Raw genomic sequence first — 18,875 nt, forward strand, 5'->3', positions numbered from 1 at the left:
GCCACAGCCGTGCTTCGTGGTGTTCGCGCTACGTTCCGATGCCCTGACTCGCGGGCCGAAGCGACCCGCCGTTGGCGTGCCAGTACAGCGCGACGACGACGACGACGGTGAGGACGACCGCGCCGACGACCTGCGGCCAGGTGTGGGCGTCGAGATAGATGCGGTTCGGCACCATCACGGCGGGGATGGCGAGCAGCGGCCAGAACTTCCGGTCGACGAGCGTCAGGTACAGCGTCGGCATCAACGCCGTGATGGTGTGCCCGGAGACGTTCCAGAACGGCGAGAGCGCGGCGTAGGGGACGGTGACGGCCGCGAGGGCGACCATCGCTGGCGGGACGAGCGCCCCCCAGTCGTAGTGACGCCAAACGAGCCACGTGACGGCGGCGGTGATGAAGATGCCACCGGCGACGAGGGCGTCGACCTGCCAGACGTTCCCCTGCGTCGTCTCCCTGATCCCGGAACCGGTGACGAGCATGTAGACTGCGGTCGGCGCGAGCGCGAGGACGCCCGCGACGAGGAAGGCCCCGACGCGCGGCCACAGGCCGGTGTCGGGGTCGTCCTGGTGCGCCCACTCGTAGTGGACGAGGACGAGGATGCCGACGCCGAGGACGGTGCTCGGATGGAACACGTAGGGGTACGCTCGCATGAACTCCGCGACCACGTCCATTTCCGCGACGATACGGCGACGACGCCATTGACGGTCCTGCCTGCTGTTGCCGGCACGCGGCCCGTTCGCCGGCGAACGCTCGCGGCGCCTCGACCGAACGGGGGAATCCCACCACTGGGCGAGCGGGCGCGGCCGCGCTTCGAGCGGGCCTTTCGCCTGCGCGCCGTGAGGTTAACCCCGTGGTTCCGCTCCAGTACGCTGTGACCGACCGAAACACCGACGACGACGAGACACCACACGGCGACGGCGCCGAGACACCTCACGACGGCGACGACGACGCGGAGCCGTTCGACTTCAACGCCAAGAAGGGGATCGAGCGCGGGACGGGCGACGAAGACTCCGACTCCGACTCCGGGAGCGGACTCGAGGAACGACACAGCGCGTCCGATGGCGAGGACGCGAGTGCGCCGGCGGGGGAGCCGGGGTGGTCGTCGGACGACGACTACGGTGACGCCCCGCAGTACTTCGATCCCGTGGCGGAGACGTCCGACGAACTGCCGCAGTCGGCGGAGTCCTCGCGCTCGGAGATGATCGGACTCCAGTCGACCGCGGAGCGACCGCCGATCGTCGAACAGGTCGACGACGAATCCGCGAAGCGAGCGGGACTGGAGCGCGCACGAAAGATGGGGGACCTGCTCGACGACGCGTTCACGGTTCCCGGGACGTCGTTCAAGGTCGGGATCGACCCCATCCTCGGCATCCTTCCGGGCGGTGGCGACCTCGTGGCCGCGGTCGGGTCGCTGTACATCGTCCTCGAAGCGGCGCGAGCGGGCGTTCCGCGGTCGGCGCTCCAGAAGATGCTCGCGCTCGTCGCCGTCGACCTCGTGGTCGGGTCCGTCCCGCTCGTCGGCGTGCTCTTCGACGCGTTCTGGAAGGCGAACAAGTGGAACGTCGCCACCTTCGAGGAGCACGTCGAGGACGACGCGTACTGACGTCCCAATGAGCGACCGCGGGACGCGAACGCATGGCCGCGTCGCGGCCTCGTTCGCGGCCGTAGCTCACTCGAGGAGGAGCGGTTCGATCGTGAGCGTCTGCTTGGCGAGCGTCGCGAGCCGGAGGACGTACGCGACGAACACGAGGAACGGAAGCGTCGACACGGTGAATGCACCGCTGACGACCCAGAGCACCACGTCGACGCCGAGGAGGGTTCCGGAGAACGTCGACGCGTCGACGAACACCACCATCCCGCCGGCGACCGTGAACGCGACGACCGCCGAGTAGAGGATGGCGCGCGAGAGCTGGACGAGCGTCCACTGGATGTACAGGCCCTTGACGTACTCGCGGAGCGGGGCGAACATCGCCAGGACCTCCACGAGCTCGTCGAACGCGGCACGATCGCCGTCCCCGACGCTATCCCCGGCTTTCCGGGCGAGCCAGCGCGTGTTGTGGAGGAGCCGGGTGTACTCGAAGTCCAATGCCGCGGCCACGACGTCGAACGTCCCGAACTCCGCGCCGTCGAGCGCCTCGCGAGCGTGTGCCGTCTTCGACAGCAGATCCTCGAAGAACGCATCCACGTCCCTCTCGAAGTGGTCGGCGTCGCCTTTGAGGTCGTCGACGTCGCCTTCGAGGTCGTCGGCGTCCCCTCGCCGTTCGTCAACGTTCACGGAGATGCCGGACGCGTCCCCGTCGGCGAGCGCGTCGCGGAGGTCGACCGCGCGGATCTCGGTCGTCTCGACGAGCGCGGCGAGGTACCGCGCAGGGTCCGACGGCGACGTCCGCCCGAGGAGGTTGTCGGTCGACCGCCGGTAGTCCATTGCCAGATTCATTCGATTGCGGAGCGTCCCGAGCGACCCGATCTCCTGGGAGAGCACGAGCTGGTTGATGGAGACGACGAGCGTCGTGCTCGTGATGATCGCACCGACGAGGCCCGCGAACACCGTCTCGACCATGTCGCTCGTCTCCATCGTCGTCTGCAGCGAGACTGGTTTCATGATTCCCCACGTCACGAACGCGAGGAAGACGAGGGCGGCGAGGCCGGCGACGACGAACCGTCGGTCCGCGCCGTGGAGGAACCAGAACCAGTACGCGTTCACGTCGACGCGTTCGCGGAGCGTCGTCGCCGTGTCGAACTCAGGCATGCTCGACGGGACGCTTGAAGACGAGTAGTTTCGTGCCGCCGCCGTCGTAGGTCAGGGTCGCGACCAGTTCCCAGCCGTCCGCGCCGAGATGGTTCAGTTCCCGCTTCGGGTCGCTCACCTCGCGGTCGGTCATGCCCGTCGGGGGTTCGAGCGTCTCGTACTCCCACGTTCGACGGTCGGGCGCGTCCATACGTCCCCCTCGGTCGATGCGTGCTTTACTTCCCTGCATGGGGCTGCACGCCGGCCGCGGACCCCGTGGCGCGACTGCGACGACGATGCGGACGCCGCTCCCGGGACCGAACCCCCCGGCAGTCGCCGGCAACAGGGATACCCCACGCGTGTGCCGACGGCCCGTATGGGAGAACACGACAACCGCGAGCAGGGAATCGAGTTCGGATCGCTCACGGACGACCTCGAGGACGAATCGTACCCGATGACCCACGACGAGGTCCTCGACCGCTTCGGCGACCGCGAGCTCGAACTGGAGAACGGGACGACGACCGTCGGGGAGGTCCTGTCCGAGGAGATGGAGCGCGAGTACGAGGACGCGGAGGGGGTTCGACAAACGATCTTCAACATGGTCGGGTCGGCCGCCGTCGGCCGCCAACGGTACTCAGACCGCGGGGGCGAGACACCGAACGAACAGCAGGAGGGTGACGACGCGTCGATGTGACGTTCCAGCAGGACCGTGCGAGCGACGACGGCGAGGAAGAGGTCGTCGCGTCGCCGTGGCGTCGCCGATCGTCGAAGCGATTTCGTCGTCGTTGGCGGGTCAGTCAGGCCGTCGTCTCGGTGCCGGTCCCGGTGCCGTCGACCGCGCCGGTCTCCGCTTCGACCGAGATGGTGTAGGTCGTCTCCGACGTGAGCGCCTCGTCGTCGAACGTCACCTCGAAGTCCCACTGGTCGCCGGGGGCGAGCGAGTCGATCTCCTCGTCGCTCGTGTCGATGAACTCCCCGAGGACAGTGTCGCCGTCGTTCAGCGTCACCTCGACCTCGACGAAGTCGAGCGCCTCGTCGGCCGTGTTCTCGATCGATCCGCGGACGCCGACCGTCTCGCCGTCCCGGAACGCCTCGTGGGACACCACCTCGGCGTTCTCGCTGACGTCGTCCGTCTCGCCCTCGACGTCCGCGGGGTCGACCTCCTCGGAAGCCGATTCGTCGGTCGTCTCCTCGCCCGACTCGGTCGTCGTCACCTCGTCGTCCGCTTCCTCCGTCGTTTCACCGTCTCCGCCGTCCTCACCTTCCGTTTCGTCGGCGCCAGCTTCCGTGCCTTCCGTCGCGCCGGCGCCGCCGGCGGTGCCGGCTTCGTCTGGGCTCGCGCACCCTGCAATACTGATAGTTGTGGCCGTTGTGCCGGCGAGTGCGATGAACTTTCGTCGTTCCATGTGCAGTCGTATCCCGTGCCCTGGCGGGGATAGGGCTTCTACATGGCCCTGCAAGGTGTTCGTGCGGATGCCCGTACATACCAGCGACGGCGGAGGCTGTGGCTGTCAGATAGTGGACTCGAAGAGACGGTACCGTGACCGCGCCGTCGCGGCGACGCGGGCGTCTGGCCGAGGGAGCGGGGACGTTGCAGTGCCATCGCTTTTGGCGCTCGACGGAGAGGGTCACGTATGGACGTCAGATCGGCCACGGCAGCCGACGGTTCGGCGATCGAACGCATCGCACGCGCCTCGTTCCAGTCGTCGTACGCGCTGAGTCCGGGGGACATCGACTCGCTGATAGAGAACTACTTCGCGGACGACGCGTTCGCGGACCGCCTCGACGACGAGGACGCGCCGTCGGTCGTCGTCGCGGCGGACGACGACGGCGTCGTCGGGTTCGCAGAAGTCCACCCCGACGGCTGGCTGGAGTGGTTACACGTCGAACCGACCGAACGCGGCCAGGGTGCCGGGACGGCACTCGTGGAGCACGTCCGCGACGAGGTCCTCGACGGCGAGCGCTTCGAAGCGCACGTCCTGGAGGACGCCAGCGAAGGGAGCGCGTTCCTCGAACGCTTCGGGCTGTCGGCATCCGGAACGACGGACCTCGACTTCGGCACGGACGAATCGTACGCGCAGGAGATCTACACGACCACCAGCAAGTCCCTCGACTCGAACGAGCCGAACGTCGACGTCCCGGAATCGCTCGAGGCCGACGACCAGTCGATGCGCGTCGCGGGAGACGACCCCATTCCCGGCACCGAGGCGCCGTTCTTCGAGGTCCGCGACGGGGACGACGAGGCGTGGGGGTACTTCTGCTCGCAATGCGGGAGCACGGACGTGGTCGCGGACGGCCTCGACCGACTCGAGTGCGACGAGTGCGGGAACGAGCATCGCGCCGACCAGTGGGACGACGCGTACCTCTAGCACTCGAGTACTCCGTGCAGGCACGCAGCCTGCAGTTGCCGGCCGGCAGTCGGTTTGTCGGCCCATACTTTAGGGTGCAGGCAGCGAACGGGCGAGCGCATGAATCCACACGATCAGCAGGGGCGACAGTCCGAGCAATCGATGCAGGGCGGCCCACCGACTCAAGGCGGACAACCGACGCAGGGTGGGCAGCCGATGCAAGGCGGACAACCGAAACAGGGCGGCCAACCGATGCAGGGAAGCCAGGGCCGGCGCGAGACGCTCCAGCCGCCGGGAACACAGCAACAGGCCGCCCCGCAGACGACGCCGATCGAGGAGATGGACGTCGACTCACCGACGCTCCGGTGGGTCTCCATCGAGCACCCACAGGACGCGGTCCCGATCGGGCCGGACGACTACGTGCTCGAGAGCGTCTTCAATCCCGGCATCGACGCCTGGGAGGCCCTCGTGCTCGTCCAGCCCCGCGAGAGCGAGGACGAGGACGAAGACGAGGAGTAAGCGCACTCGAGCGACGACGCGACCTCGGCTCGAGCCCGGCGCTCGAAACGCCCGCTTTCTCTCCCTCGGCTGCCAATCCCACGCTCGGCTACCCATCCCACACCGCGAGTCGCGGGGCGACGATTCCCGCGCCGCGACCGCAGCCTGAAACACGTAAGCCGAGGTTAACGAAGGGACAAGGTTTTGAACTACCAGGCATAGCTTATCAGGTGACGACATGCATCACGTCTCAAGCCAGCCCGCACCTCAATCGCCTCCGCAGGAATACCACGCCTACCACGACCCCAGTGGGACGGCCAAGCTGAGCACGACCGTCATCCACGCGCTCGCCGACGTGATGGGGGAGGACGTCACCGACGCGGGATTCGTCCTCTACGATAGCGTCGACCCCGACGCACTCGACCTGATCTTCTCGAACGTCGACCCCGACACCGAACAGGTTCCCGGGCACGTCGCGTTCACCATCGACGGCTACCAGGTCACAGTGTACAGTACCGGCGAGATAGTCATCACACCGCCCGCACCACGCCCTACGCGGCACGGCGCACCAGCAAACCGCTAGCCAGCCGCGACGCCGTCGGCGTCCTCGATCGGGTACGCCGAGAACGTGACCGTGCGACGTTCCGCGACGGAGCGACTGACGGGCCTCACGGAGGTCCGCGAGCGTCCGCTCGACACGGTTGCGCGTCGTCGCCTGCCCGCACGTCCAGCAGACGCGCTCGTCGAGCGCAACGAGCTGGTTCGTCACGTGGTCGTCGACGTCCACTCGAGCGCGCGTCTCGAACAGTCGTGTAGTGGACGAGTCGTGTAGTGAATGCGTGCCGCGAGTGGGCAAAGAAGCGAGTCGGCGAGTTGGGGGCCGAGCGTGGGGATGACAGCGGGGTTCGAGCGGCTTTGTCGGGTCGTTGGGGGTCAGTGACGCGGGTCGGGGTTCGCGTCGACGAACGGCGGTTGGTCATCCCCGGATTGGAGGTCCCGGGACTCCGACGCCATCTCCGGCGGCTGGGCGCCCGCCTCCTGGAGCGGGGGCGTCGCGCCGGCCTGCTGGCCGGGCGACTGTTCTGCCGGCTGCTGGCCACCCTGCTGCGTCGGCGGCCCCTGCTGCAGGGTCGGTTCCGTGGGAGGAGCCTGCTGGGACTGGGATTGCGGGGGTGGCCCCTGCTCCTGCGGGAACTGCTGTTCTCCCATCGGTCGCTGCCCCTGGGGCTGCCCTCCCTGTTCCATACCGGGTTGCTGGTCCTGGGGTTGCGGCATCTCGGGTTGCTGGCCCTGGGGCTGCTGCGAGTGCTGCCCCTGGGGCTGCTGTCTCTGCTGGATCTCGGGCTGCTGACCCTGTGGTTGCTGATTCGGCGACGTCTGGCCCGGTGGCATCAGGTGCTGCTGCATCCCCGGCTGCTGATCCTGGGGTTGTCGGGACCGAGACTGCTGGCCCGGCGGTTGCTGTCGGGATTGTGGGTGCGTCTGGCCCGTGCGCTGCTGGGTGGGTTCGCTCGACATCTCGTCGGTCACGGCGTCGGTCGCGTGACGGAACCGCCGCGCCGCCGACGTCTGTCGGTCCTCGGTCTCGCGGAGCTCGCGCTCGACCTCCTCGGTGACGTCGGTCGCGGCCGTCTCGAACGAATCGAGGTAATTCTGGAACGCCTCGCGCGTCACCTCCGTCCCCGTCCGCTGGAGCGACTCGTTTAGTTCCAGTCCCCGGAGGAACATCTTCCCGAGGTTCCACTGGGCTTCGGCGGCCTGCTGGAACGGACGCATCGTCGATCGCGTGAGCATGCGCTGGCCGTGCTCCATCGCCTTCAGCTGTTCGTCGAACGTCTCGTTCGTCGGTGTCTCAGTTTCTCGCGTGGGTGTCTCTTTCATGAGTGTGTCTCTCTATGTCGCGTTAGTGTGTATCGTAGCCGAGTCGGTCGCTTCCGGCTACGTAGGACCCACAGCAACGACCCGCTTAAGTATAGTCTACGTTCAAATTCGCTCGCTCGAGGATAGCAAGTGTTACTCGCTCGTGAAGGATTTGAACGCGCGCGAAACGCGACCGCCCCAGATGGCTCGCCGCGTGTCAACGTTCCACATTCAATCGGACCGGAGCGCTGGTTCGACGAGCGCGCTCGCTGGCGGTACGCTCCTCCTGCGCGCCTCAGTGGTTCGGTCACGAACAGTTAATCCACCAGTAGACCGCCGTTGAGAGCCGTTCCAGGCAGACGACGGCTGACCCAAGTCGTGGATTTATGTGTGCTCCGTCGGAGGTTGCAACCAGCGGCCGGGGCGAGAGCGCCGCGGTCACGCCACCCACCATGAGACACAACTCCACCGATCCGAACCGGCAGAATCGTCGCTCGACCACGCCGACCCGAAGCGACGGCGGACGACCGCCGTCGACGAACCGGGGTCCGCCCGAGAGCCGCCGGAAGTCCGAGGGCGACACCGGAGGGCGAGACGAGCTGTCCGAATCGTACGAGCGCGGCTTCGAGCTCCGCGAGCGCAGTGGGGGCGACCAGCGGCAGGCCCAGACACGCGACACCGAGGTGCGCGGCCAGCAGGAGACTGTCGCGGGCGAATTCGCACGACAGCAGTCCCAGGGACGACACACGCAGCACCAGGGCCAGTACGAGCAGCACCACCAGACCGGTCAGCACCGCCAAGAGCAGTCGATGCAGAACCAGCGCCAGTTCCCGCAGCCCCAGGGGCGGCCACAGCAGGGTGGCCAGCAGCCTCCGGGCGGTCGACAGCCCCCGAGTGGCCAGCAGTCTCCGCATGGCCAGCAGTCTCCGCAGGGCCAGCAGCCTCCGGGCGGCCAGCAGCAGTCCCAGGAGCAGTCCGGGCAGCATCAGCAGCCTCCGCAGGGCCAGCAGCACCGGCAAGGCCAACAACAACATCAGGGCCACCCTCAGCACCCCCAGCAGTCGCCCCCCGGTCGGGACGTGCGACAGCAGCAGTCGCGTGGGCAGTTCGGCCAGCAGCAGGGCCAGCAGATGAGTGGACCGAGCCTTCAGCCAGCAGGCATCGACGAGATCATGGCGACGGACGTCGTGACCGCCGATCGCGATACCCCGATCGCGACCGTCGTCGCTGCGATGGACGAGTACGACGTCGGGAGCGTCGTCGTCGTCGAGGACGGCAAGCCGGTCGGCATCCTGACGGACCGACGGATCGCGCTCGCCCTCGAAGACGCCCCCGACGTCACCGAGCGGACCGCCGAGGACCTGCTCTCGGAGTCGCTCGTGACGGGGTCCACGGAGATGACGGTGTTCGAGGCGCTCGACCGCATGAGCGAAGAGAACATCCGGCGGCTCCCGATCGTCGACGACGACGGGTCGCTGCTCGGGATCGTGACGCTCGACGACCTCCTGTTCGTGCTCGGGCGCGAGTTCCAGAAGGCGACGTCGATCATCGAAGCGCAGTCCGAGCGAATGTGAGCGTCGACCCGATCCCGCGGTCGTTCGTTCGGCACAGCGCCCCGATCGTTTCCCATCCACCAGCATCTCGACAGCGAGCGACACCGGGCCATCGGTCTCTGCGACCGATGCGGTCGGTCCTCTCTGACCGAAGTGGTCGATCTTTCTGCACGCTTGCTCATTCCGACGCTTCTACCAGCTGACGTCCGTCGTGGGCATCGGACGTGGCGAACGTAAACGCCCAACCATTTCAAGCGTCTATTACAAACAGTCGTTGCAAACGGCTGTTACAAACGTTAGTGTGAAACAAACGTTTGGAACGACTGGATGAAATATATGTACCAGGAGGCCCTACGCGTCGTCAATGCTACCGTACACGGTATACAGCGAGGCCGGCGGCGTCGGGAAGACGACGCTCACCGCGAACCTCGCCGTCGCACACGCTCGCGCAGGACTGGACGTCCTCGTCATCCCGCTCGACCCGCAGGACGGCGACCTCAGTCACCTCTTCGACATCGACCACGACCGCGCGAACTCCGAGGCGGACCACCTCGTCCGGCACCTCGTCGACCGCCAGAAGGGCCCGTTCGAGGACCTCATCTATCACGACATCGACCACGACGGCGTCGACGTCATCCCCGAGCACAACATGCTCGACGACCTCGAGGACGTCCTCCAGCGCGAGGCCGACTCGCGCTCGGACTTCGGCGAGAGCTTCCCGAAGTACACGCAACTGCTCCGCGTCCTCCGCGAGAACGACGTCGACGAGGACTACGACGTCGTCATCATGGACCCCCAGGCGTCACCTGGCGCGGGCGTCTACAACGCCATCGCGGCCAGCGGGAACCTCGTCCTCCCGGTCGAGCCGAGCGCGAAGGGGCAGGCGTCCGTGAACGGGCTCGAGGACCTCGTCACCGGATTGAGCGAGCAACTCGAGATCGGCGTGGGCGTGCTCGCGGCGGTCCCGAACGGCTTCAGCGGGACGAACGACCAGACGGAGATCCTCGAAGCGGTCCGCGACCTCGGGTACGACGTCCCGGTGGTGTTCCGACAGCGCAGTTCACTCTTCGAGGGGTGCTGGCGTCAGCAGTGCAGCGCGTTCACGTACGTTCGCGAGTACCGCGACCGTCATCGGGACCACGAGATGGAGACGCTCGCGAAGTTCGACGAGCTCGCCCGCCACATCGAGACCCAGGGCGGCCTGGAGGCACCGAATCCGCCGGCGCCAGGCGAACTCGAGGAGCTCGCGGAGGTGTGACGATGGGGGGCATGAAGTCCGGGACCGGCGACGTCTGGGGCGGCGACGACGACGATGAGCAGTCCGAGGCCGAAGCGGACGAATCCGAGGCGGTCGACGCGGAGTCGGGGCAGGTGGAGACCGAGTCACGCGGTTCGGATCGCAGCGAAACCGGGGGGAGAGCCACCGAGTCGCGCAGCGAGGCCGCGTCACCGGGGGGAACGGACGCGATCGCCACGGAATCGAACGGCGAGTCCGACGACGTCGAAAAGAATGATATAGCGAATAGTGGTTCATCGGAAGGGATCGGGTCGCGGAGTGACGACGCCGAGAAACCGGGTGACGACACGGAGCAACCCGGTGGCGACGTCGAGCGATCGGGTGACGACACTGAGCAGTCGGGTGGCGGCACCGAGCAACCGTACGTGGTTCGGCGAATGCTCAAGGACAAGTCGGTGCAGTTCGAGCGCGACGAGCGCCTGACGCTGTTCGTGCACGACGACGTGAAGGTCGGCGAGCAGCAGCTCGAGGCCGAAGCCCAAGAGCTGTTCGGGCGCGACATCCCCGTCTTCGACATCCGCGAAGCGGTGTACCGCGCCGCGCTCCGGAACCGGGACGCCGTCGTCGAAGAACTCGAGACGATGGGGTACACGCGCGAAGATTGAAGGCCATCGTCGGTCCGCTCTCTGGTCGTGGCACTCGTCGAATTGCGGGAGATCCGCGTCGTCGAGCGCCAGCTACGAATATGTTCGCCGACGGGGCTTCGGGGTGTGGCGTCCAACGTACCGGTATGACCGAAACAGCCAGCGAGGACGTCGAGCCGATCACCGAGACGGTCCACGAGGGGTCGTGGTCCGCCAACCTCGAACGCGACCAGTACGAGACCGACCGCGGGCTGCTCGTCGAGCACGCGCTCGACGCCGTCGCGCACACCGCGAGCGGCGTACACGTCAATCTCGTCACGCACGGCACACACGGGCACCCAGAGGACTACCTCTATCCCGTCCTCGACGCCGAACTCGACGCGGACGCCGAGTACGAGTACGTCGAGCAGTGCGGGTGCGGCGGGCACGTGACGCGCGTCCACGTCCCCTGACTGTCGCGGCCCGATCCACAGCGTACTCCCGTCCCCCGAATCCGTTCGGGGGCGTTCCAGCGAGACGAGAACGACCACCAACCACCTACAGATCCCACCGATACCACATCATCATGGAGTCGCCAACGAAGCGAGTGACGGTCGCCGAACGGCCGCGCGCCGACGACGGCACCGCGTTCGAGGTGTTCGTACGCGACGGCCCGGACGAACCGCTCAGGCACGTCGGGAGCGTCACCGCCGACGACGCCGAGGACGCCTACCGACGCGCGACGCGACTGTTCGCGTGGTACGCCGACGAGGTCTGGGTGTGTCCCGCGAGCGGATTCACGCGATTCAGCGCGCACGACCTGGACGAAGCGGCCGAGCCGGCGCCGACGGACGTCTCCGGGTTCGACGGCGGCGACGACTACGACGAACCGCGGAACAGGGAGCTCCCGTAGATGATCTCGGTCAGCAAGCTCCTCTGCGGGCTCGACGCGGAGGGCGACGGCCTCCGGTACGACGCCGCCGACGAGTCCGAGAAACCCCAGATCCGCGAGGAGAAGCAGCGTCGGCCGGTCGTCGTCTGGAACACGACGAAGCAGTGCAACCTGTACTGCGAGCACTGCTACGCCGGCGCGGACGACGGCTGCGCGCCAGGCGAGCTATCGACGACCGAAGGCGAGCGGTTGCTCGACGACCTCGCCGAATTCGGCGTCCCCGTCGTGCTCTTCTCGGGCGGCGAGCCCCTCGTTCGCGAGGACCTGGAGCACCTCGTCGCGTACGCGAGCGACCAGGGCATCCGGCCCGTGCTGTCGACGAACGGGACGCTCGTCACCGAGGAGCGCGCTCGAGCGCTTCGCGACGCCGGCCTGAAGTACGCGGGCGTCAGCGTGGACGGGTTGCGGGAGACGAACGACGACTTCCGCGGCGTCGAGGGCGCGTTCGACGCGGCACTCCGTGGCATCGAGGTCTTCCAGGACGTCGGCGTGAAGACCGGACTCCGGTACACCATCACGGAACGGACCGCACCCGACCTCGAGGACGTCGTCGACCTCCTCCACGCGCAGGGCGTCGACCGGTTCTGCTTCTATCACCTCGACTACGGCGGCCGCGGCGTCCCCGAGGCCGACCTCGACCCGGTCGAGAAGCGCGAGGCCGTCCGGCGCGTCTGCGACCTCACCCGCGAGTACCACGCCGACGGCGCAGAGATCGAGACGCTCCTCGTCGGGAACTACGCCGACGCGGGGTTCCTCGTGGAGTACGCGCGCGAGGCGTTCGGGCCGACCAGGGCCAGCGCTGTCCGCGAGTACCTCCGACGGAACGGCGGCGACCCAACAGGCGAGCGTATCGCGGACGTCGACTACCAGGGGAACGTCCACCTCACGCAGTTCTGGCAGGACTACAGCCTCGGGAACGTCCGCGACCGCGCGTTCGGCGACGTGTGGACGGACGAGACGAACCCGCTCCTCGGCGCGCTCCGCGACCGCGAACGGCACCTCCCCGAGCGCTGCCAGGGCTGCGAGTACGTCGACGTCTGCCGCGGCGGGTCCAGGCTGCGCGCGCTCACGGCCACCGGCGACCTCTGGGGCGAGGACCCCCAGTGCTACCTCACCGACGACGAGATCGACGGTCACGACCACGAGACGGGTCCGGCGCTCGCTGACTGACCAGTCCGGGCAACGGGCTGGCACCAGGGACTCGTGGAGGTTGCGATACACTCCGAAGGCTTGGTGACGTATCCCACTGGCTCAATTGAAATCCACAGAAACGGACACAACAGCCGTGCGGCATCCAGAGGATGAAGTCAGCACGAAGGTCAGGTGTAATCCGGATACGAAACGTGGATCAGTTGTCCAGTAAGTAGAGGATCACCTGTCGAACGGCGGATCTACACCGTTCACCGGACTCCGTATGTTTCGTATAGACAGAGCACTCAGATCGATCAGCAGAAAGTGGAATCATGTGACAAACCCTGTTCGAATCGTTTCGACGGGTGGGGTCGTTCCTCTCTCCGGGGAAATCCCGGAGAATAGCTACATATCTCAATCCTGCGTACGGTTGTTTATGTCTCACCGAGACATCCCGTCGGCAGAACAAATCGTTGAACCACAGCCACAGCGACGGGGGGAAGGCCTATGATCGACCAAGAGCTGGAGGATTACCTCATCCTGCGACTACTGGACCAACCCGTGACTCACGCCGAACGAGAACGCGCCAGTGAGCGGTCGGTTGCGGCGCTAGATACGGTACGTGATGCAGGCACTGACATCGAATGGGTCGAGTCAGAGATCATGACCAACGAGGACAACGAAGTCACCGGCACCCTCTGTCACTTCAAGGCCGAAAACGAAGACGCGCTGCGTGACTACGCCGACTGTGCGGGACTTCCGATAACGCGAATCGAGCGTCGTGGCCAACCCGTCGAGGGCCCGTATCAATCTGGAGACCCACAGTGAGGGTCATGATAAGTGTCCGCCGATTTAAGGACTAATACGAGCACATCCACCAGGTTGACCGATTTTTCACCGTCATACTCACCCTGGCCGGGTCTCGACCGAACCCACGTAGTCTCGTAACTCCGATTATTGGGCGCTGGCCTCCAATGCCTCTCTCAACGCCTTCGGATTGAATCGTTTCAAGTGAACTGCTTCGTTCCAGTAGGACTCGAAAATCGTCTCCGCCCATTCACGGGCCTCGTTCGACTCGGTATCGACGAAGGCCCGAGGAATCCCCGTGTCGGGACCTCGGACGCCGATGCCGATGCAATCGTCCAGGACGACAAGTCCGAAGGGGAGCCCCTCGTGTAACCGCATCTCGAGAAAGTCGCTCGCGCATAATTGAACGCATTTTGCCGGGTAGTTCTCCATAATGTCCTCTGCTACGTCGGGACGTTCGACGACTATCGTCCGCATTCCGTCGAGCACTCGTCCGTGTATTTCGTCGATGTAGGTCGGTGCGATTGCATACGAGTCGAACATGCGTAACGAGTCAGACCCTCGGATGAGAGAGACGAACCGCGCCAACGGCGCAAACGGATCGCCCCGATCCGCAGACGTGACAGTCGCGTTTGCGAAGGCCTCGATGGGGCACGGCGGTTCAATACCGGAGACAGATTCGAACACCGGAGCGAGACGAACGGTCGTGTCCATCTCTTTTTCGTACGCCGCAACGACGTCGGCGACTGCTTGCCCGAACTCGGTGAGTACGAAGTCTCCGTTCGATTTCTTGAGCAGACCTCGTTCGGCCAGCGATTTCGTGTTCCGGTGAGCGGTCGATTTCGAGATATCGAGCCTCGTCTCTAACTCGTGGCGAGCCAACGGCTCTTCTCGCAGCGCAGCAAGCATCGGCGCTTGCTTGACGGCCTTGATGAGTATGTCAGAACCGGCAGGTCCAGAATACCTCATACGGTACCCTATGTGCTCTATCTATAATAATCCGAACTCTCACCCGGTTAACCCCCGAGAATTCGAAGTTGATCCTTCTCAGTTTCGTGCGTTCCAGACAGTGGCCTGCTACCGAACTCCCTGTAGGCTAAGAAAACTGATCCGTAGTACTCGTCGACGGCGGCGTACACGCAACGTGATACGAGGGAACCGGAACGTGTCGGTTCATATATCGTATTGGTTCGAATTGTCAGGTTTAGCCGAGCCAGTGCTGAGTTTGCGCCCTGTATTCAGTACGATCGCAGAAAGAGCAACGGAAGCGGTCGACTACAAAACCCCGTAGGGAGGGACCCTACTCGACGACGACGGCGCCATTCATCCCGAGCGACGTGTGCGGCGTGCACTCGTAGAGGTAGGTGCCGGACTCGTCGAACTGCTGGTCGAACGTGAATCCCTCCTCGGCGGTCGTTTCGCTCTCGAAGTCGCCGCCGTCGTGCGCGACGTTGTGCGTGCTCCCGCGACCGGTCCACTCCCAGACCACCGTCGTGCCGCTGTCGACACGGATCGCGGCCGGACCGAAGCCGTACGCAGCGCCGTTGGCGTCGACGCCGACCTCTACCGTCACCTCGCTCTCGCCGGTGCGGTCCTCGATCCCGTCGTAGTTGGACGTCGATGACAGATAACTGTCGACCTCCGAGTTACCGCCGCCACCGTCGCCGCCGTCGGTACCGTCGCCGCCATCGCCACCGTCTCCGCCGTCACCGCCGTCGCCGCCGTCGCCGCCATTCGACGAACAACCGGCGAGCGTCGCAGCGACCGTCACGCTACCGACTCCTTTGAGAACTGTACGACGGTCGACGTCCGAACGTTCCATGATCTCGATCACCTGCGCTACTCTATAGTGCGCCAGCGTGCGGAGTTAAGCGATTTGTTATCACGGTTCGAGAACGACCGGACGGGCTTTATGGGTCGAACTCGGAGGCGGACCGTTTTCCCTGTACTTCCATAAATACATCAGGTATTCGAGGATTCGACAGTAGCGTTTCGTGTTTCGAACGGCCTGGTTCGATTGCCTCCCGAAGTTGGGAAATCTCCTACTTGGAGTTGGTCGTTAGTACACCTGCAGCCGGTCGTAGAACACGTGGTGGAACTGTTCGCCCGCCTGGAGCATCCACTCCGTATACTCGTCCCAGCGTGCTTCGTCCTGTACCTCAGCGTGCTTGGTTACAGTGATTTTGCTGCGGGCTTTGCCTGCCCGTGTCTCCTCGGGTTCTTCCCATACCACCTCTTGTCCAAACTGGCTATCGATCGCTTCACGGTCGCCGACGAGGTGCTGGTATAGTTCGGCGTCATCCCGAATGACCAGTGCGACACCGAGTTCGTTCTCGGTGGCTTTGATAGTGAATTGGAGTTCGACACCGGCCTTCCCGATGGGGTTGTTGTAGTAGTAGTCGGGGAATGGTTTACGGGCACTCAACACCGAGTTCTCCTCTTCGATTCGGTTTCGGAAGGTCGTCCAGTACTCTTCTCGCAACGTCTCCGTGTCGCTCAGTTCGTTCTGGGGTCGTTGAGCTTTCTCTTTCCACTCGCTTGGCTCTGCGACCGGATTCAATCGCACTGCTGGCTCGGAATCGCCGATTCGCCACACTTCCAGCCGAATCGCGAAGAGGTCGACGCCCTCTCGGCTGTTTTCGTTTAGCCACTGCATCGCATCTCGATGCTCGTCATAGAATCGTGGAGCAATCCAGACGATGATATCTGCATCTACGCCCGAGGCGTACGCGATCGATTTCCCGAGATGGTCATGGTCAGAGGACCCGAGTTGATTTTCGATGATCACTTTGCGGTTGTCATCGACCACCTCTGCAAAGATGTCGACGTTGTATCGACCGACGCTCTTCTCCTCCTCGAGCACCGCCAAATCCAATTCCAATGCTTCTTCCAGCTTCGAAGCGGGTTCGGCTCGAATCTCCGCTGCTAACCATGGAGTGAAGTCGTCTGCTTCGTGTTCCCAGTACGATCGTACCTCCTGTGATTCTAGCGACCCAAACTCGGGCATACTCCACTTTTACCAGCCAGTAACAGATGCATCTTCCTACTGCAGAATAGTGTAAATTTCAAGACTAGAAGCCCGCCATTCAAGCCGGGATACAGCAGATTACACCTACGCGACCCACAAAACGCCCTCATCTGTCACCCCGTCGGCGCCTCCTCGCCAGCGTTCCAGCAGTTGTTTGCCAACGCCTGGTTTCCGGTCGACCGTTCGGCATCCGGGGAGAGACCAGGGCCGAAGGGGCGGCGAGTCACTCAAGGACGTCGCCAACGGACGGACTGGTATGCTCGGTCCGATCCGTCCGCTCTCGCTCGCACTCGCCGACGCGTGTTTCGTCCACTGGCCGGTCTCGCCGGCGCGAGTGCGGGCCACGGTTCCGGACTGGACCGAACCGGACACCGTCGCCGGGTCCGCGTGGGTGTCCGCCATCGCGCTCACGATCGACCGGTTCGACGCCTTCGGCGTCCCGCTCAGGGAGAACGTCGAGACGGTCGCCCTCCGAACGTACGTCACGACCCCCGACGGCCAGCGAGCCATCCACTTCCTCTCGGCGGACGTGAACGACCGCGTCGCGGCCGACGCGGCGCGAACGCTCTTCCGCGTCCCGACCTCGCACGCCCACGTCGACCGCCGCACCCGTGGCGACCGTACGGAGGTCGACGCACGCCGCCGGGACGGTTCCGGAGCGAACCTGGCGGTCGCGTTCGAGCCAGCGGGCAACCCGGCGACGACGGCACCCGATACGCTGGCGTCCTTCCTCGTGGACCGCGAGCGCTACGTCGCGACCGGGCCGCTCGGAACGAGACTCGTCGGCTCCGTCGGCCACCCGCCGTGGACCGTCCAGCCCGCCGACGCGACCGTCACGGACCGGACGCTCCTGGACGCGGTCGGCCTCGACGCGCCCGACGAGCAGTCGCTCGTCCACTACAGTCCGGGCCTGGAGATGACGCTCGACGCGCCACGACCGCTGTAGGCGTCGCTGGCGCTCTCGTCCATTCTGCTGGCAGTCTCGTTCCCCTCGCCGTCGCTCCCCTCACCGCTCGTACTTCCACCACCGCTGGCGCTCCCGCCGCTCGCGCTCCCGCCACCGCTTGCCGAGCCGCTCAGGGGCGAGCTGTTCGAGTCGCCGTAGATCGTCGAGACGTTCTCGCCGTCGTGCTGGACGACGATCCGCCAGGGGTCGTCGCCGGCCGGGATCCGCATGGTCGCGTTGTAGCGAGCGACGCCGGGGCAGTCCCTGGAGGCCTTCTCGGTCTCCGCCGTCGAGATCGAGAGGACGTACGTCGATTCGTTCACGCGCTCGAACGTCGCGTTGCCGACGTCACGCGACGGGTCCGAGAGGGAGACGTTCTGGCTGTACGTAACCGCCGTGTTCGCGCCGCTCGCGTGGATCGACGTGGAGGTGTTCGAACTGAAGTCGTCCGTGCAGTGCGCGTCAGCCGATTCGAACGACTGAAGCGTCGGCGGTTTCGCCTCCCCGCTCTCGACGAACGACGGCGCCAGTCCGACGCCGAGCACGACCGTGGCGACGCCGACCGCCGCCACGAGCCCGACCACGAGCAGCCCGGCGACGAAGATGCCTCGGTTCATACGTAACCTGTCGCAGAGAGGGTTAAAGGACGCCCGGTGCCTCAAAGGGATATTTCACGTAAACGAGGGGCGGGTGCGCTCCCGCCGGTGCACAGCGGCGGTCGTCGCGCTCGCAGAGTGGACAATCAGGTTCCCGGTCGAGCCGTCCACTCGGCGCTCGCTTCGACGGCATTCCGGATCGAGAGTCTCGCGTACTCGGGCGGGGCATCGCTCCCGTCTCCGCCCCCGGCGGGGAGGAACTCGAACGGGAGGCGGTCGCCGTCGTCGCCGATTCGGGCGGCGACCGTCACCGCAGCGCCCGGCGCCGCGGAGACGAACTCGGGCTGGACGACGTGCTCTCCCGATGGAACCGTGGTCTCGAGGCTCTTCGCCGGCTCGTAGTCGACCGTCGAGACGGTGACGGTCAGCTCCGAACGAGCCGTGTTGGAGAGATAGATGGACCCGCCAGGATGCTCGGGCGCCGAGTTACTGGGCGAGAGTCGGCTGCACCCGCTGGTCGCGAGTACCGCAACGCTCGACGCGGTCGCCACGAACCGTCGTCTGTTCATGCG

Annotated in this window: 24 protein-coding genes; 13 read left to right on the forward strand and 11 right to left on the reverse strand. The window is 65.6% G+C overall.

The features are described from left to right. Positions 1-28 precede the first annotated feature (28 nt). Positions 29-667: a phosphatase PAP2 family protein gene (locus G9C85_RS13960; RefSeq protein ID WP_166041068.1), complete on the reverse strand. Its 639-nt coding sequence runs from the start codon at positions 665-667 to the stop codon at positions 29-31. 200 nt (positions 668-867) lie between these two features. Between G9C85_RS13960 and G9C85_RS19270 the strand changes: the two genes are divergently transcribed. Continuing rightward, entirely contained in the window at positions 868-1,599 is a 732-nt protein-coding gene (locus G9C85_RS19270; protein WP_369680825.1) for a DUF4112 domain-containing protein, read from the forward strand. 66 nt (positions 1,600-1,665) lie between these two features. On the opposite strand, the gene G9C85_RS13970 is transcribed toward G9C85_RS19270, so the two are convergent. Together G9C85_RS13970 and G9C85_RS13975 are read right to left on the reverse strand one after the other, a co-directional pair. After that, positions 1,666-2,745: a S46 family peptidase gene (locus tag G9C85_RS13970; protein WP_166041070.1), complete on the reverse strand. Its 1,080-nt coding sequence runs from the start codon at positions 2,743-2,745 to the stop codon at positions 1,666-1,668. After that, positions 2,738-2,935 carry a DUF4177 domain-containing protein gene (locus G9C85_RS13975; protein ID WP_166041072.1) on the reverse strand — a complete coding sequence of 66 codons (198 nt, stop codon included), beginning with the start codon at positions 2,933-2,935 and terminating at the stop codon, positions 2,738-2,740. The genes G9C85_RS13970 and G9C85_RS13975 overlap by 8 nt, the downstream gene beginning before the upstream one ends. Positions 2,936-3,100: 165 nt before the next feature. Here G9C85_RS13975 and G9C85_RS13980 point away from each other — a divergent pair, with 165 nt between their 5' ends. Then, on the forward strand, positions 3,101-3,418 hold the full coding sequence (locus G9C85_RS13980) for a hypothetical protein (RefSeq protein ID WP_166041074.1): 318 nt from the start codon (positions 3,101-3,103) through the stop codon (positions 3,416-3,418). A 103-nt stretch (positions 3,419-3,521) separates the two neighbouring features. Here the strand turns inward: G9C85_RS13980 and G9C85_RS13985 are convergent, their stop codons facing one another. Continuing rightward, positions 3,522-4,130 (reverse strand): FxLYD domain-containing protein, encoded by a 609-nt coding sequence (locus G9C85_RS13985; protein ID WP_166041076.1) that lies wholly within the window; start codon positions 4,128-4,130, stop codon positions 3,522-3,524. A 228-nt stretch (positions 4,131-4,358) separates the two neighbouring features. On the opposite strand from G9C85_RS13985, the gene G9C85_RS13990 reads away from it, so the two are divergent. The 3 genes from G9C85_RS13990 to G9C85_RS14000 all read left to right on the forward strand — a co-directional run bounded on the left by G9C85_RS13990 (position 4,359) and on the right by G9C85_RS14000 (position 6,153). Continuing rightward, positions 4,359-5,093 carry a GNAT family N-acetyltransferase gene (locus G9C85_RS13990; protein ID WP_166041078.1) on the forward strand — a complete coding sequence of 245 codons (735 nt, stop codon included), beginning with the start codon at positions 4,359-4,361 and terminating at the stop codon, positions 5,091-5,093. Between the two features lie 195 nt (positions 5,094-5,288). Beyond that, entirely contained in the window at positions 5,289-5,591 is a 303-nt protein-coding gene (locus G9C85_RS13995; RefSeq protein WP_166040999.1) for a hypothetical protein, read from the forward strand. Positions 5,592-5,808: 217 nt separating this feature from the next. Then, positions 5,809-6,153, forward strand: coding sequence for a HalOD1 output domain-containing protein (locus G9C85_RS14000; RefSeq protein ID WP_166041080.1), 345 nt, complete (start codon positions 5,809-5,811; stop codon positions 6,151-6,153). A 350-nt stretch (positions 6,154-6,503) separates the two neighbouring features. On the opposite strand, the gene G9C85_RS14005 is transcribed toward G9C85_RS14000, so the two are convergent. Further along, positions 6,504-7,451 carry a hypothetical protein gene (locus G9C85_RS14005; protein ID WP_166041082.1) on the reverse strand — a complete coding sequence of 316 codons (948 nt, stop codon included), beginning with the start codon at positions 7,449-7,451 and terminating at the stop codon, positions 6,504-6,506. Positions 7,452-7,747: 296 nt separating this feature from the next. After that, a complete protein-coding gene (locus G9C85_RS14010) occupies positions 7,748-8,473 on the reverse strand; it encodes a hypothetical protein (RefSeq protein ID WP_166041084.1) in 726 nt (241 codons plus the stop codon). Between the two features lie 36 nt (positions 8,474-8,509). On the opposite strand from G9C85_RS14010, the gene G9C85_RS14015 reads away from it, so the two are divergent. From G9C85_RS14015 to G9C85_RS14045, 7 genes are all read left to right on the forward strand, one after another. Beyond that, positions 8,510-9,004, forward strand: coding sequence for a CBS domain-containing protein (locus G9C85_RS14015; protein ID WP_166041086.1), 495 nt, complete (start codon positions 8,510-8,512; stop codon positions 9,002-9,004). A 343-nt stretch (positions 9,005-9,347) separates the two neighbouring features. Beyond that, positions 9,348-10,241, forward strand: a complete 894-nt coding sequence (locus G9C85_RS14020; RefSeq protein WP_166041088.1) for a ParA family protein — start codon at positions 9,348-9,350, stop codon at positions 10,239-10,241. Positions 10,242-10,243: 2 nt separating this feature from the next. Further along, positions 10,244-10,885 (forward strand): hypothetical protein, encoded by a 642-nt coding sequence (locus G9C85_RS14025; protein ID WP_166041090.1) that lies wholly within the window; start codon positions 10,244-10,246, stop codon positions 10,883-10,885. Positions 10,886-11,010: 125 nt separating this feature from the next. Then, positions 11,011-11,316 carry a CGCGG family rSAM-modified RiPP protein gene (locus G9C85_RS14030; protein ID WP_166041092.1) on the forward strand — a complete coding sequence of 102 codons (306 nt, stop codon included), beginning with the start codon at positions 11,011-11,013 and terminating at the stop codon, positions 11,314-11,316. A 113-nt stretch (positions 11,317-11,429) separates the two neighbouring features. After that, entirely contained in the window at positions 11,430-11,756 is a 327-nt protein-coding gene (locus tag G9C85_RS14035; RefSeq protein WP_166041094.1) for an Htur_1727 family rSAM-partnered candidate RiPP, read from the forward strand. Next, a complete protein-coding gene (locus G9C85_RS14040) occupies positions 11,757-12,965 on the forward strand; it encodes a TIGR04347 family pseudo-SAM/SPASM protein (RefSeq protein WP_166041096.1) in 1,209 nt (402 codons plus the stop codon). It begins immediately after the preceding gene. A 468-nt stretch (positions 12,966-13,433) separates the two neighbouring features. Next, complete coding sequence (locus G9C85_RS14045; protein WP_166041098.1) at positions 13,434-13,754, forward strand: nickel-binding protein; 321 nt, start codon at positions 13,434-13,436, stop codon at positions 13,752-13,754. Positions 13,755-13,880: 126 nt separating this feature from the next. On the opposite strand, the gene G9C85_RS14050 is transcribed toward G9C85_RS14045, so the two are convergent. The 3 genes from G9C85_RS14050 to G9C85_RS14060 form a co-directional block, all read right to left on the reverse strand. Beyond that, positions 13,881-14,702 (reverse strand): winged helix-turn-helix domain-containing protein, encoded by an 822-nt coding sequence (locus G9C85_RS14050; protein WP_166041100.1) that lies wholly within the window; start codon positions 14,700-14,702, stop codon positions 13,881-13,883. A gap of 331 nt (positions 14,703-15,033) precedes the next feature. Continuing rightward, positions 15,034-15,555, reverse strand: a complete 522-nt coding sequence (locus tag G9C85_RS14055) for a halocyanin domain-containing protein (protein WP_166041102.1) — start codon at positions 15,553-15,555, stop codon at positions 15,034-15,036. Positions 15,556-15,792: 237 nt separating this feature from the next. Then, on the reverse strand, positions 15,793-16,740 hold the full coding sequence (locus G9C85_RS14060; protein ID WP_166041104.1) for a DUF4268 domain-containing protein: 948 nt from the start codon (positions 16,738-16,740) through the stop codon (positions 15,793-15,795). Positions 16,741-17,017: 277 nt separating this feature from the next. Here G9C85_RS14060 and G9C85_RS14065 point away from each other — a divergent pair, with 277 nt between their 5' ends. Further along, positions 17,018-17,707, forward strand: coding sequence for a YqjF family protein (locus G9C85_RS14065; RefSeq protein ID WP_166041106.1), 690 nt, complete (start codon positions 17,018-17,020; stop codon positions 17,705-17,707). Here the strand turns inward: G9C85_RS14065 and G9C85_RS14070 are convergent. Both G9C85_RS14070 and G9C85_RS14075 read right to left on the reverse strand, forming a co-directional pair. Then, entirely contained in the window at positions 17,659-18,324 is a 666-nt protein-coding gene (locus G9C85_RS14070; protein ID WP_193570766.1) for a hypothetical protein, read from the reverse strand. The genes G9C85_RS14065 and G9C85_RS14070 overlap by 49 nt on opposite strands. Positions 18,325-18,449: 125 nt before the next feature. After that, entirely contained in the window at positions 18,450-18,872 is a 423-nt protein-coding gene (locus G9C85_RS14075) for a hypothetical protein (RefSeq protein WP_166041108.1), read from the reverse strand. Positions 18,873-18,875: the final 3 nt, after the last annotated feature.

Origin of the sequence: Halorubellus sp. JP-L1 (assembly GCF_011440375.1) — an archaeon.
Lineage (GTDB): Archaea > Halobacteriota > Halobacteria > Halobacteriales > Natrialbaceae > Halorubellus.